The following is a 14063-nucleotide window of genomic DNA, read 5'->3' as shown; positions in this document are numbered from 1 at the left end:
AATTCAACGTAGCCACGCTCGGCCGGCCATGGGATCCACGTTCTGGCAAACGTGGCCGCTCGGTCTATTCATTCGCGGACGCTAAGCAATGGCCCCCGGGCGGGTAGGTCTTGGATCGGGGGCCTGAGTTCCTGCTCGAGCCACCGTCTGGCGACGGAGGCTGCTTTTTTAGATTCAGTCGGTAGTGAGCAGCCGCGTGCGCGTCATCGAGCCAAGCGTCGTTGAGGCGAAGGCCCATCGGGCCGCGAGATCAGTCGGTGGAAGCCTGGACGATGACGACGCGGTGAAACGAAGAGATGCCGCGTGGGTGCTCAGTTCGACTGCAGGTGCTTTCCGATGCCCTTGATGCGAAACGCCAATGTGATCATCACAACGCCAGCGATCGCGGCAAAGACACCGATAATGCGAACCATCGTCAAGCCGAACAGAAAGGGGGCCATCAGCAGCAGTCCGCCGAAGATGATTGATAAGATGCCGCTGAGCACATACCAGCCGGCGCCTTCGATTTCGCGGTGGTCTCGAATGGCCGCAATGATATCGAGCACGCCGCTAAAGATGGCTGAGAACGCGATCATGTAGATGACCACGACGGTCGTCACCCCTGCTACAAGGACCGGATGGGCGAACACCAGAATCCCTACCACGGTAGCGACAATACCTCGCAGAATGGTCCAACCACGCGATGGCACTTCGCCCACAACCCCTGCGGCGACCGCGATCACTCCGTCAAAGATCAAGAAGAATCCCATGACTTGAGCGAGTGCCGCAATTGTGATCTCGGGTTGCCACAACGCGTAGACGCCCAGCACAATCAAAATAATGCCACGAAGCAACGGTAGCCACCACATTTTACTCAGTCCGCTGATGATCTCACCAACGGAGGGTAGCTCGTCAACCGTTGTCGCGGGCGAAGTTGGATGGGTGGGGTCGCTCATGGTTCTGGCATTCAGTTCGAAGTGAGGAAGTTAAGCACGTAGGTCGTGCAATGTACTGGAGATTTCAAGAGGAGTGGACCCTGTGAGATCCACGTGAGGCGACGGTGGTTGGGGGGCGCGAACAGCTTACGGAAGTCGGAACACATTTCCGCATCATGATGGGGATCTCATCATTGCTCACCGCGTGAGGCCGAGTCGACAGCATCCTGCCGTGCCTGTTCCTCTTTGAGGACATTCACACCGTGTGGGTCGAGCCATCGCGGATCGACCATATCACTTTGCCATTGAGCATATAACGCGGCCAAACGCTCCACGGTGGCTGGGTCTTGCTCCGCGAGATCGTTGCGTTCCCAGGGGTCGGACGCCAAGTCAAACAGCAGATGGCGGCCCTTGAAGGCGCTATAGACCAGCTTGTCGTCATTGTCGCGAACGGCGTACCCGTACTCCTTGTCGCCCGTTGCGTAACGCCAGAAGAGTCTTGCATGAGGGGGCGTTGGGTTTTCGCCCTTCAAGTAGGGGAGCAGGTCGACACCATCGAGGGCCTTCGGGTCCGCCGGTTCGATCTTCGCAGCAGCCAAGGCGGTTGGAAAGATGTCGAGTGCGGTCACCGGATTGTTGTAGTGTTGTCCGCCAGCGATTTGGCTGGGCCAAACCGCGCAGAAGGGAACGCGGATGCCGCCTTCGAATAGCATTCCCTTGTGGCCACGAAAGGGAAAGTTGACGGCATGCGAGGTTCGCCCGCCATTGTCACTGTAGAAAAAAATGAAAGTGTTTTTCTCGAGGCCTAAGCTCTGGAGCGTGTCCGTCACGCGCCCGATGCCTTCGTCCATCGCTGCGACCATCGCGCCGTAGACGGCGCGGCCGCCATACTCGATGTGCTGTGTCTTCTTTAAATGCTCGCGTGTCACCTGGTCGGGAGCATGGGGCGCGTTGTAGGCCAGGTAAAGAAAAAAGGGATTGGATTCGTTGCGCCGGATGAACTTGACCGCTTCGGTCGAAAAATCGTCGGTCAGATACGTCAATTCTGATTTCGGCACGGGAATGCCGTTTCGCAGCACACCACTGTGTGGAGATCGTTTCCCGACATCACCCCAGTAGCTCATGCCGCCACCCGAGAAACCAAACCACTCATCGAACCCTCGTTCGATCGGCCAGAACTGGGCGTCATCGCCGAGGTGCCATTTGCCAATCGCAGCGGTGCGATATCCGCTCGCCCGGAAGGAATCGGAAATGAGGGTTTCGCTCAGCGGCAATCCATCATTCTCATGATTGCTCGTCGAGTTAGGGTTGCACTCGTGCCCAAATCGCTGCTGATACCGTCCCGTCAGCAATCCGGCTCGGCTGGGGCTGCAGTAGGGATGCGATGCATAGCCCTGGCCGAAAACGACGCCGCGGCCGGCCAGCGCGTCTAGGTTGGGGGTCGGGATCTCTTGGCAGCCATTGAATCCAACGTCGCTGAAACCCAGGTCATCCGCGACGATAACGATGATATTCGGTCGGTCTGCAGCCTGGAGAACCGACGGTAGTGAAAAAAACAAAGCAGCGATTGCCGCCAAACGCTTGATCAAGTTTCGGGATTTCATTGCCATTTGCCTGCTCGGATTCGATTGGACGAATCTCCATCGTAGTTGACGGGGGCGCGCTCATGTCGGCGTGTTGCCAGGAGCAAGCCTAGGCTCCGGCCCCTGCCGGGGAGCTCATGCGAGCACCGGCGAGGCTGGGGCCGTGATCGGCTTGTTCAACGAACTGAGCAAGCGGATCATGGCGTGGACGCTCGACAATTTGCCCGTTTCGAGCTGGGTGTGGTAGGACGAGGTAGGGAGCTGCAGCGTGGTGCCACTAATCTCGCCGGCGGATGCTTGGATCAGCCGTCCCAGTTCGGTGCGGCCGAGCGACATCGGCTTTTCGCGGGTGCGGTTGAGCTCTTCGATGTAGAGGTCTTTGTAGCGATAGCTCACGCCGAGTTGCTCGCACTTCTGCTGTAGCTCCGCCGTTAGCTGGGCATCGAATTCGGCGTTGGAGTCGCGATGCCGCAGCACAACGTCTTGGGCATCGAGATCATCGACGCTTGGAAAGGGGCTGGTGTCGAGCACGACCAGCCGATTGGTTTTCACGTTGTGGCGTTGGAACCACTCGGCTGCGAAACGCCAGCTCCGGCCGGCTTCTTCGCCGGCGGTGAACAGCACGGTGCCTTGAAACCCTAGACGAATCAATTCAATCATCATCGCCACCGAGACGACGTTGTCGAGCTGCGCCGAGATGTAGCCGTTGGACTCTTTCAGACGGTCCAGGAAGGACACCGGCGTGCCGGGTTGGAGGAAATCCAAGCCATCCAGTTCGAAGATGAGGTTCTTGCGGCGCGGGCAGATATAGGACTCAATGATCTTGCCTTGGCCGAGATATGAACCCGCATAGGGCGTGTGCGCTTGGACACGCTGGCCATGGAAGCGTCCTGCGATCGTTTCCATGAACTGCTCGGAGATCGAGTCGCCATTGAGTTCGCCGCGATTGCCGGCAATGAATGCGGCGTATTGAAACTCGTTGGGGCCCGTGCACATCAAACCGTGGCGGTCGACGTGGGCCGACAGATACATGCTCTTCGGATCACTGCCTTGGGCAACGAGTAATCCATGGTATCGCGTCACGCGAACCGGGAATTCCTCGAGTTCGCGTCGTAGGACCCGAAAGAAAGCGTCCTCCATGCCGACGACCGAAGGCTCACGCACGAGCGCCCGTAGCAGATGCAAAAAGTCGGTCATGTTGGAGCGGGTTCGGGAAGTAGCTTGGGGCCATGGTCCCGAGCGAGCGGTCCGGTCTCGGGTGGGAGGATTGTCCCATCCCGCGACGATGTTGCCGTCGCTCGGCGACTTTTAAAAACCAAACGGTAGCGGCTGATCAACTACTTGGCGGCCGCGAATCGCTGGGCAACGGCGTCCCAATCAACCACGTTGAAGAAGGCGGTGATGTAGTCGGGGCGGCGGTTCTGGTAGTGCAGGTAGTACGCGTGCTCCCAAACATCCAGTCCGAGGATCGGCGTGCCCGAAATGCCCGCGACCGCTTCGCCCATCAGGGGGCTGTCTTGGTTGGCAGTGCTGCCAACCTTCAGTTTGCCATTTTCAACGTACAGCCAAGCCCAACCGCTGCCGAAGCGTGTGGCGGCGGCGTTCGCGAAGTCCTCTTTGAACTTATCGAACGAACCGCAGTCAGCGTCGATGGCGGCGGCGAGTTCGCCCGCAGGACTGCCGCCCTTGCCGGGGCCCATCACCGTCCAGAACAATGAGTGGTTGGCGTGTCCGCCACCGTTGTTGCGGACGGCGCCGCGTTGGTCAGCAGGAACCGCTGACAGATCGGAGATCACCTCTTCGATCGGCTTGGCCGCCAGGTCCGTGCCTTCCAGGGCAGCGTTGACCTTCGTGATGTAAGCGTTGTGATGCTTGGTATGGTGAATTTCCATGGTCCGAGCGTCAATGTTGGGCTCGAGTGCGTCGTAGGCGTAAGGCAATTCGGGAAGCGTGTAAGCCATGGTATTTCCGGTTGGTGGAGGAAGAATCGGGATAGGTTCCATGCGACCGAGTTGCGATGCAATTCGCGTACCCAATCGCGACGACAACTCGCCGCTCAGTCGGTCTCAAATCGATCAACCGGCGAATCTCGTGCGTGTCTACTGGATTGTCTGTCCACCATAGCAGGTCACCCAGTGAGCGCGTATCGGTGACCTTCGCCTTGCCCACAACGCGCGTCCGGCGTGCTCGCGACGTTGGAGACGTCCGCATCGATCGGCGCTCAGAGCCGGAAACGAATACCCGATCGTCTGCGGTCCTGGGGGGGCAGTCCTGGGGCCAAGCGGCAATGTACTTCGACTTGTTTACTTCGACTTGTTTACTTGGACTTGTTTTCGCGTTCGCGTTGCCGTTCTTCTTCGATGTTGTTCGTTCTCGCTTTCGCGTTGACGCTGTTGCCGATCGCGTGAGCGAGTCGACCGAGCATTGCGAAGTAAATGAACTCGGCCGCGACGCCCACAAAAATACTGATTACCGCCGCGATCGGTGTGGGGAATAGGCTGGCGAAGGTGAAGATCAGAAACGTGAAGAAGAAAACAACGCCAGACGAAAAGTAAAATCCGCCCCATGCCTCCTCACATCGAGTCACGCTACGACCGACGTCCGGCGAAAAGGGCATGAAGATCGTCTGCATGTCCAGCATCGACAGCAGCACAAACGGGAAAATCAAGAACGATGAAATCATCGCCATGCAAACGGTCGTGAGCGAGGTGCCGAAGGTCATGTAGCCAATGAAAAAGCCTGGTCCATAGGCCAGACCCGCAGCAGCGAAACAGAACACAGAGGGCGTGATCCATTCCATCGGCTCGAGCGTGATCGGCCATTCATCGACCGTCTCTTCCTCGTTAGCGATTGACTGCATGATCGTGAATCCACACGCCAGTACGATGGCGCCGAAAAACGCACCCGCGGCGAACAGGCCGACGACGAGCATCTCGGAGTCAATGCTCAGTGCGATGAACGCGACGACCGAAGCGATCACCGAGAGGATCAACCAGTGGGCCAGCACACCGATCTGCGTGAAAATACCAAATACGGCGGTGGCCCAATCGCGGACGCGGGGGACATCCAAATCGGGCGCCGGCTCAGTTGTTTCCGTTTTGGAAGCAGCCTCGAGGTATTCGTTGGCCGATTTTCGAAATGGATCCGCGGGCCGATCGGCCGCATCCTTCAGCGGTGTGAACTGGAACGCGGGGGCCTCGGTCATGTCGATTTGAACTTTACGTGCCACCCGTGGTGGTTTGGGGACACGCACCATGGTGAAGCAGTCGCGGCAGCGGACTTGCTTGCCGGCCTGTTTCGCGGTGACGTCATTTTGGGTGCCGCAGGCAGGGCAACGGACACGATAGTTCGTTTGGTACTCGATCTTGTGCCCGTCGGAATTCGTACCCGCGGGCCGCTCGTCAAACGCGCTCGCAAGATCGTCACCTGCGGCGACCGGTTTGCGGTCTTCGTCCCAGGTATCCGAGGCGGCGGGGAAGTCCGCCAGTGGGTCGGGGGCGTCGAGATCGCCGACGTCGCCGGAAAATCCGGTGAGATTTGGGGTCGCCGGTGGCAGGGGAGGCAGATCGCCCAGGTTCAGCCAGTCGTCATCATCATCCAGGGGCGACGACGTGGATGCACCCGACCCGCCAGTCGTTGAGGTACTGGCGGGATCGTCGAAACCGGGCACGATGAAGGACTGCCCGCAAGAGGGGCAATCGATACGACCGCCCCCGGCAGCTTTGCGAACATCGACGGCAGTTTTGCACTGCGGGCACTGCACCGTTTGCGGCACGTTGGTTATGCCTCCAACACTTCGGCTTCGCGAGCTTTGGAGGAATCATTGACCGTGGCTTCGTACTTCTTCGTCAACTCTTGGACTTGATCCTTGCAGCGATCGCGATCGTCTTCCGTCATCTCTTTGTCTTTTTCGGCTTGATCAGCGGCCTTGTTGGCGTCGCGCCGGATGTTGCGGATCGAAATTTTGGCTTCTTCGCCGAGTTCCTTGATGCGACCCACCATTTTCTTGCGAACTTCGGTCGACAAAGGTGGCACATTGATCCGGATCACGCGGCCATCATTTTGTGGGTTCAGGCCCATGTCGCCCGCGACGATCGCCTTTTCGATCTCCTTGATCGTGGTGGCGTCGTAGGGGCGGATCAAGATCTGTTGCGGTTCGGGGGTACCGATGGACGCGAGTTGTTTGAGCGGGGTAAACGAACCGTAGACCTCGACTTTGATTGATTCCACCAAGCCGGGGTTAGCTCGACCGGTACGAATACCGGCCAGGTTATGCGAAAGCACAGAAACGGCTTTTTCCATCCGCTCTTCCGTATCCATCATGATTTCGTCACTGGTCATATCAATCGTCTCCTGCAGAGGTGGAATTCAAGGCTATTGAGTTTGAGAGTCGCTAGGTTGGCCGATCCAGGTGCCCACGGTTTCGCCGCGAACAGCACGCACGATGTTACCTTCGCGTTTGAAATTAAACACTAAAATGGGTTTGCGATGTTCGCTGCACAGTGCGATTGCGGTGCCGTCCATGACGCGCAATTTTTTGCTGAGCACATCTTGGTAGCTGAGTTGGTCGTAGAGCACGGCGTGGGGATTGATTTCGGGATCGTCACTGTAGACGCCGTCCACGCGGGTGGCTTTGAGGATGACATCGGCGTCGAGTTCCAGGGCGCGCTGCGCGGCGGCGGTGTCGGTAGTCACGAAGGGGCATCCGATGCCACCTGAGAGGATGACCACACGGCCTTTTTCAAGATGCCGAATCGCTCGTCGGCGGATGAATTTTTCGGCGACTTTATCGACCGGCAGTGCACTCATCACTCGCGTCGGCAGCCCAATGGCTTCGAATGCGTCCTGCAGCGCCAATGAATTGATGACCGTTGCCAGCATACCCATGTAGTGTGCGGTGGCCTCGCCAACGGTCGCGTTGGCACCCGAAAACTGGGCCCCACGGAGGATATTGCCACCGCCGTTGACGACGGCAATCTGACAACCCGATGCGTGAGCGAGCTTGATTTGGCCCGCGATCTTGGCCATTTCCGTGCCGCTGATCCCGCGTTTTCCGGATTCAGCCAAACTCTCGCCACTGAGTTTCAAAATCACGCGGCGATATCTAAGGTCAGCGGGTTCAGACACGTGTTGAGTTCGTTCAAGGTAATAGGTGAAGCAATAATTTGTTCCCACAATAACGCTTGGGAGGCGCATTTAGAACATGGGGCAGCGACTCAGTGGCAGAACGCTAAGGCATAGACGCCGAAGCGACCGACGACACACCTAGCGTTCGGTTTGGGGGGTTTATGTCGGCAGCAGCAGCCGATTCAGCATTTTACCAATGCTTTTTCCCGCCCAGGCGCGTTTTAATTCCTACACTTGGGAAGTGGAGGAGGAACCCGACTTGTTTTCGTAATCGGTTCTCGTTCATTTTTCCAGAGACTTCAATTCACTGTTGCGACCCATGCAAGTTACCCCAGACTCTGAATCAGATCGCCCGACCGTGATGGGGGCCTATCCGGCCCAGGTTCCGGCCTGGCAGGGGGGGAAGCATGAGTCGACCGATATGCTGGCCGCGGTCTGGCGGTATCGCTGGGCGGTGCTCATCCCCACGATGCTCGGCTTGGTGGGGGGATTGTTGATGTATCTGAAGACCCCGGAGACGTTTCAGTCAGCGACTCGGCTGATGTTTGAAGCGAATCGTCCCGCCGTGATCAACACCATGACCGGTGACATCGTCGGCGGAGTGCCTTCGGCGGATATTCTGCGCTCCCAACTCTTTAGTGACACGGTGATGCGCAGCGCTTTTGAAAACCCGAATTTTGAGATTTTCCGAGACCAATTCCACGATCGTGAGGGTGAGTTTTTCGGGATGTCGGCGGGGTCGCTGAAGTTTCAAACCGATTTGCAAGACCTGCGGTCAGCATCCTCGCTGGTGGCAACGCTGAGCTTCCAGGGAAGCGACCCGGATTTATGCGAAGCGGCGGTGAGGTCCTACAGCAGCGCCTTGCAGAAAATGTTCGCCGAGAAGCACAAAACCTCGCGCAGCGAATTGATGCGATTGATCACGGTCGCAACGGACCAATTGCAGCCGAAGATGGCGAATCTCGAACAGAAGTACCGCGACTTTCGCACTGACGCGCCGTTGGTTTGGAACGAACAGGGGGTGGCGGTGAACCCACACCGCGAGCGGCAGTTGTACCTCACCGGTCGCCGCAGCGAACTGTTTGAAGAATTGCGGAAACGATCGATTGAATTGACGGCCATCCAAACGATCTCCCAAGAAGCTAAGGATCCGCTGGTACGTCTGTCGATCATTGGCCAATTGGTGGGAAGAACATTTGCGATCCCGCAAGCAACGCATTTCAACCAGGACATGCGTGAGAGCGATACCGAACTCAAACAGCTCGAACTGGACCAAAAGCTTGTGCCGCTGATGATTGAGCGGAACCGATACGCCGCAGAGTTCGGCGAACAGCACCCGACCGTCAAAGCGCTCGATACAGAGCTGACGATGATGAAAAGTGAACTGACACGCTTGGTCACTGAGCAAACCCAGCGGATCTTGCAGCTGATGGAAGAAAACCGGGTGGAGGGCGTTGATCCAGGCGTGCGGGCGCAGGAAGCCGTGGATGTGATTTTGATTGCAGCCAAGGCTGAAACAGAGCTTCTGAAAGAACAGATCGCGGAGATCGACGCTCAGGTGACAACGGAGAAGAACGAAGCGATCAAACTTGCCAAGTTTGAGCAAGAGAATTCGGCACTGCTGCGTGAGATCGATCGCAATCGTGAGTTGAGCAATCAACTCGAAGAACAGATGGCACGCATCGAATTGACCGAAGAAGAGGGCGGGCTGCGGGTGACGGAGTTGAGGGAGCCGAGCAATGCCTACCGAATCGGCCCCAATATGTCGAAGATGCTCGGCGTCGGTGCTTTTTTAGGAATGGCTCTTGGCTTCGGCTTGGCGCTCTTGCTGGAGAAGAACGCCAACACCTTCCGCGAACCCGATGAGGTCATCAGTGCCGTGGGAGCACCGATCTTGACGCACGTGCCGTTCTTCAAAGGCAAAGTCCGCAAGAGCAAACTCGACAACCCCAATCCGTTTGAAGAACTCGATCCGCACTTGGCCGTGGTCCATACGCCCTCTTCGGTGCCCGCCGAAGCGATTCGCTCGTGTCGGACATCGATCTTCTTCGAGTTGGCTGGCATTCGAGGCGGCAAAATCCTGCAGGTTTCCAGCCCCTTGCCGGGTGATGGCAAGTCGACGATCGCCGGGAACTTGGCGTGTAGCATTGCCCAGAGTGGCAAACGCACCCTTCTGATTGACTGTGACCTTCGCCGTCCGCAGATCACCGATAATTTTGGTTGCACGGAAAAACAAGGGCTGACCGATGTCCTCAATGGTACCTGCGATCATGCCGATGCGCTTCAAGACACGCCCCTGGCGACATTGAAACTGATGCCGTCGGGCCCGATCCCTGCCAACCCGGCCGAGGCGCTTTCATTGCCGGAAATGAGCGAACTGCTCGAACTGCTCCGTCACGAGTTCGATTACATCGTCTTGGACACGCCACCGCTGCTTGTGGTGACCGACCCCAGTATCCTGGCAAGCATGGCCGACGGTGTGGTGGTGGCATTGAAGATTCGACGCAAGAGCAAGCCGAATGTCAAGGAAGCCGCGACCATCTTGCGAAATGTGGGCGCACGGGTGCTGGGTGTTGTGATCAACAACTCGGACGAATCGAGTGCGAGTGATGGATACAAGGGCTACGGTTACTACCGGTATGCACGTCATACCAACCGATACTATCGAAAAACCGCAGAGAATGGGCCGCGTGGTGGAACGCTGCGGACGCCCGTGGTCGTCTCGGGACGGGGCGGCGTTGGGCAATCCGCCAATGCATCGGCGGAGCGAGTCGCAAACCTTGCCTCCTCATCGTCGATCAACGGACACGCGGCCCATGACAACAACGAAGAATCGCACAATTGATGAGATATCGCACAACTATCGACGCATTGGTTAGGGAATTGACATGAGTTTGGATGACGTACGAGCAGGCAGGCCTGCGGTTGCTGCCGAACGGGTGAAGCCAAAGCAGGCCGATCCGGCTGATTCGATTCCCAGGGCGCAGTCCGTCTGGACGTGGTTTTGGAGCGGGTTGCTGGTGGCATGCATGCCTATGCTCTTGATCTACTTCATGCGAATGTGGCGAATGGAGCAGTACCAATATTTTCCGTTCGCGATCGGAATCGTCGTGTGGCTGGCATGGACTCGCAGCGACCGTCGCTTGTATCCCCCGGCGAACCTGATCAGCTTGAGTGCGTTAGTGCTGGGGGGAATTGCCTACGCGGGGGCCGTGTTCTTGCGTTCGCCTTGGTTTATCGCGATTGCGTTTTTCTTCTTCGCGAGCGGTTGCTTGGCGAGCATGCGGGGACGTCGCGGCGGCTCGCTGCTGGCGCTGGCCCTGCCTCTGATGCTGCTCGTTCGATTGCCCCTGGGCTACGATCAGCTCCTGGTCATTGAGTTGCAGCAAATTACGACGGTGCTCTCGAGTCTGATGCTTGATGTCGTCGGTGTTCCACATGCCGTCGATCACAACGTCATTCAACTTCCCGGTCATGAGTTGTTCGTCGCCGAAGCGTGCAGTGGGATTCAGTCGGTCTTCACGCTGGCATTTCTAAGTACATTGTTGATCGTCGTTTACCAACGACGGCTCTGGTTGGCGCCCTTTTATCTTGCCATTGCCCTGGTCTTGGCTGTTGCCGGCAACGTGTTGCGGGTGACCATGGTGGCGATCGCCGATAGCTGGTGGGGGCTGGATTGGGCAACCGGCTGGTCGCATGATTTGCTCGGTTACACAACGCTCGGGTTGTCCGCGCTGTTTTTGGTTTCGTTTGATCGTTGGATCGTGTCGTTCCTGCATCCGACGAGCAAGTCGTCGGGGGCCTCGGACCACAATCCGGTCATTCAGTTTTGGAACTGGATCGTCGACGATGGCTCGACAGAGGACATGGTAGAGCGGTACTACCAGTCCGGGGCTGCTGTGACGGTGGCTGTCGAACCTACCTACCGAATTAAACTGCGTGACTCGATGAATCGGTTCCAGGCCAAGCCCGCCCTCATTGCGATCGCGTGCGCGTCGGTACTGCTCCTCTGTTTCACGACCGCACGAGCGATTTCAGTCAAGCCGATGGCGTTCGAAGCCGGCGGCGCGGGCGTGTTTGTCGAAGGTGTCATTTTCGATCCTGCCGACGAGCTCTTCCGTGACGTTTCCGATGACTTCGAATTAACAAATCGCCAGACGTCACGCGACAATGAGAATCCAGTCTTAGGGTGGAACTCCGATAGCTGGCGTTATAGCCGCCGCGATGAGTCGATCGTCGGCCAGTTCACGATCAGTCAATCGTATGCTGACTTCCATGAGTTATGCATTTGTTACCAGGGCTTGGATTGGGCTCTCTTGGATCGTTTTCGACGTGACGTGTCTCCTCCAGTGGACTCGTCAGCAGAAGCGGGGGGCACCCTTGCAGAGGTGCCCGTTGCCTACGCACTGTTCTCGAACTCTAGTGATGAGCAAGGCTACCTGTGGTATGCATCGGTTTCCGAAAGCGGGGAGATGCCGCTGCCCCCTGAGCGACCCGGTCGCTTGGGTTCACGGTTCACAGATGCCTTTCGGAGCGATCAAGGCGATTCGCAGGAGCCGATCATGATGGTGCAGTTGTGGGTGGAATCGCCGGAACATCTTGATGCTTCCACGACAGCGCAAATCACCAAAGACTTCGCCCTCCTACGGCAGCGAATTGCCGACCAAATCAAGATGGGAGCGACCAAATGATTCAGTATCTCAATCCGCTACAATGGATGAAGTGGTGCGGCCAGTTTCTCTTTGAATGGTGCGTGTCGATTCCATGGCGACAGGTCTCTGCAGGGCTGCCAGCAATCTTCTTGGTCGGTGTTCTGGCGTTGCTTGGGTTTTTGGCCTACAGCGATGGTGGTTCATGGCGACGGAATTTGGTGATGGGGCAAATGCAAGATGCGTTTCAAAGGGAAGATTTTGCCACTGCCGAACTTTTGACCCTGCGGCAGATCAACTCGGGCGACGACTCCAGCGATAACCTCTACCGCTTAGGGCTCGCTCAATATCAACTGGAGAAGAAGGACGAGGCCATCGCCGTGATGCGACAATTAGTGTCGCAGCGGCGGAGCGATCGGGCCGCCCTATGGTTGGCCAAGGAATTGTATTCGGGAAAATCGTGGGCCGATCTGAGCGTGGAACAGAGGGCGGATTTCGGTCGCCTCTTGACATTGCTTTCCCAGGAACGCCCCGATGACATGGTGGTCAAGTTGGCATTTATGGATTTTTTGTCCGCCAGTGGGCGATATGCCGAGGCGATCCCTCTCCTCCAGCAATTGGCCAAGGTCCGGCCCATGTATGGTTGGCAGGCCGCGGTCTTGGCGCGACGGACGGGCGATACCGAGCTCGCCAATCGGTTGGCCACAGCGACCTTGGAAAGGATGCAGAAATTGCATAGTGAGGAGCCCGCCAACCCGGCTCTGGCGATTGCCGTGGTGCGAAATCAAATCTTCTTAGATCGACATGCCGACGCCGTTCAGGTCCTTGCCGATTCAATCGCGAGAATGAAAACGCCCGAGGAACAGCGAGCTCTTCGGCAGGCCATGGGCGACACCATCGCGGCCTGGGTCTCGGAGATCAAGACGCAACCTAACAGCACGGCGGCGGAGCGGCTGCGCGTCCTCAAATTACTGCAGGTTGCTCTACAGTATGCGCCGAATAATCCCCAGGTATTGACCCTGGTCGCCGATCAGGTGTTAGCGACCCTCGATAGTTCGGACGCCGATCTTGTCGCCGTTCGCAATGCATTGGTCGAGGGCACCTCGCCCGGTATCGCGCACTTCATTCGCGGCACCACGGCGATGATGAACGATGAAGTCGAATCCGCCCAGCGACACTTGTCGCTAGCGGCACAGCACCTGCCCAACAGCAGTGCGATCTTGAATAATCTTGCAGTGGCGTTGACTCAACAGGACGAGGAGCATCTTGAGGAAGCCCTGAAGCTCAGCGAACAGGCGATTGCGTCGGTGGATAAACCGAGCCCCTACTTCTATGAAACCCGCGGCCAGATTCTGTTCCGTATGAATCGTTACCTCGATGCCATTCCTGATCTCGAGCGTTCCCTCGCTGTTGACGCATTGGCAGCCAACGCCCATGAAGCACTCGCAACCTGCTACGAACATCTCGATGAACCGGACTTGGCAGCCGACCACCAAGCCGCAGCGGATCGATTGAAAGCAGCGAAGCCGAAATCGGTTGAAAAGTTGCAGGAGCCTGAGCAGGCGAAGCAGCCAGAACCGCCCGTAGACGTGGAAGCACCCACTCAGGACGACGCCCCCGAGGCGTCCGAGTAAGGTTGCGACGATGAGCCCGCGTCAAGCCGCCAAGACGCAACGATTGGGAGCCGCAATGTTTTGGCGACTCCGCGTCCTTGCGTGATCCTTTCTTTCCATGCGAACCACATGGTGAGGCGCCAATCTGTCAGAATGGGGGGATCGGTTTAGCAAGCT

Annotated in this window: 10 protein-coding genes; 3 read left to right on the top strand and 7 right to left on the bottom strand. The window is 57.6% G+C overall.

All coding sequences use genetic code 11. The annotated features are described in order from the left end of the window. Positions 1 to 311: 311 nt before the first annotated feature. The 7 genes from SH410x_RS27115 to pyrH form a co-directional block, all read right to left on the bottom strand. Positions 312 to 935 (bottom strand): HdeD family acid-resistance protein, encoded by a 624-nt coding sequence (locus SH410x_RS27115; RefSeq protein ID WP_473672548.1) that lies wholly within the window; start codon positions 933 to 935, stop codon positions 312 to 314. 170 nt (positions 936 to 1105) lie between these two features. Beyond that, positions 1106 to 2518 carry a sulfatase family protein gene (locus tag SH410x_RS27110; protein ID WP_473672546.1) on the bottom strand — a complete coding sequence of 471 codons (1413 nt, stop codon included), beginning with the start codon at positions 2516 to 2518 and terminating at the stop codon, positions 1106 to 1108. A gap of 114 nt (positions 2519 to 2632) precedes the next feature. Continuing rightward, a complete protein-coding gene (locus tag SH410x_RS27105) occupies positions 2633 to 3694 on the bottom strand; it encodes a peptidase M42 (protein WP_473672544.1) in 1062 nt (353 codons plus the stop codon). Between the two features lie 140 nt (positions 3695 to 3834). Further along, positions 3835 to 4458, bottom strand: coding sequence for a superoxide dismutase (locus SH410x_RS27100; RefSeq protein ID WP_473672542.1), 624 nt, complete (start codon positions 4456 to 4458; stop codon positions 3835 to 3837). Between the two features lie 356 nt (positions 4459 to 4814). Continuing rightward, positions 4815 to 6272 carry a zinc ribbon domain-containing protein gene (locus SH410x_RS27095; protein WP_473672540.1) on the bottom strand — a complete coding sequence of 486 codons (1458 nt, stop codon included), beginning with the start codon at positions 6270 to 6272 and terminating at the stop codon, positions 4815 to 4817. A gap of 5 nt (positions 6273 to 6277) precedes the next feature. Continuing rightward, entirely contained in the window at positions 6278 to 6838 is a 561-nt protein-coding gene (gene frr / locus SH410x_RS27090; RefSeq protein WP_473672538.1) for a ribosome recycling factor, read from the bottom strand. Positions 6839 to 6871: 33 nt separating this feature from the next. After that, the gene (pyrH, locus tag SH410x_RS27085) at positions 6872 to 7624 is read right to left on the bottom strand and encodes a UMP kinase (RefSeq protein WP_473672537.1); all 753 of its coding nucleotides are present in this window, start codon (positions 7622 to 7624) and stop codon (positions 6872 to 6874) included. A 319-nt stretch (positions 7625 to 7943) separates the two neighbouring features. Between pyrH and SH410x_RS27080 the strand changes: the two genes are divergently transcribed. From SH410x_RS27080 to SH410x_RS27070, 3 genes are read left to right on the top strand one after another with little or no spacing between them, the layout of a single operon-like run. Beyond that, positions 7944 to 10469, top strand: coding sequence for a polysaccharide biosynthesis tyrosine autokinase (locus SH410x_RS27080; protein WP_473672536.1), 2526 nt, complete (start codon positions 7944 to 7946; stop codon positions 10467 to 10469). Positions 10470 to 10512: 43 nt separating this feature from the next. After that, positions 10513 to 12315 carry an exosortase U gene (gene xrtU, locus SH410x_RS27075; RefSeq protein WP_473672534.1) on the top strand — a complete coding sequence of 601 codons (1803 nt, stop codon included), beginning with the start codon at positions 10513 to 10515 and terminating at the stop codon, positions 12313 to 12315. Then, positions 12312 to 13907, top strand: coding sequence for a tetratricopeptide repeat protein (locus SH410x_RS27070; protein WP_473672532.1), 1596 nt, complete (start codon positions 12312 to 12314; stop codon positions 13905 to 13907). Before xrtU ends, SH410x_RS27070 begins: the two co-directional genes overlap by 4 nt. The last annotated feature ends 156 nt before the right edge of the window (positions 13908 to 14063 follow it).

The sequence above is a fragment of the Rhodopirellula sp. SH410 genome (assembly GCF_055811895.1).
The sequence above is the reverse complement of the archived record's forward strand: the minus strand, read 5'-3'. Positions and strand labels throughout refer to the sequence as shown.

Excerpts from the sequence above, each read along its gene's own strand:
- SH410x_RS27115 (WP_473672548.1), bottom strand. The coding sequence starts at position 935 with ATGAGCGACCCCACCCATCCAACTTCGCCCGCGACAACGGTTGACGAG.
- SH410x_RS27105 (WP_473672544.1), bottom strand. The coding sequence starts at position 3,694 with ATGACCGACTTTTTGCATCTGCTACGGGCGCTCGTGCGTGAGCCTTCG.
- SH410x_RS27070 (WP_473672532.1), top strand. The coding sequence starts at position 12,312 with ATGATTCAGTATCTCAATCCGCTACAATGGATGAAGTGGTGCGGCCAG.
- SH410x_RS27080 (WP_473672536.1), top strand. The coding sequence starts at position 7,944 with ATGCAAGTTACCCCAGACTCTGAATCAGATCGCCCGACCGTGATGGGG.
- frr (WP_473672538.1), bottom strand. The coding sequence starts at position 6,838 with ATGACCAGTGACGAAATCATGATGGATACGGAAGAGCGGATGGAAAAA.
- SH410x_RS27110 (WP_473672546.1), bottom strand. The coding sequence starts at position 2,518 with ATGAAATCCCGAAACTTGATCAAGCGTTTGGCGGCAATCGCTGCTTTG.
- xrtU (WP_473672534.1), top strand. The coding sequence starts at position 10,513 with ATGAGTTTGGATGACGTACGAGCAGGCAGGCCTGCGGTTGCTGCCGAA.
- SH410x_RS27100 (WP_473672542.1), bottom strand. The coding sequence starts at position 4,458 with ATGGCTTACACGCTTCCCGAATTGCCTTACGCCTACGACGCACTCGAG.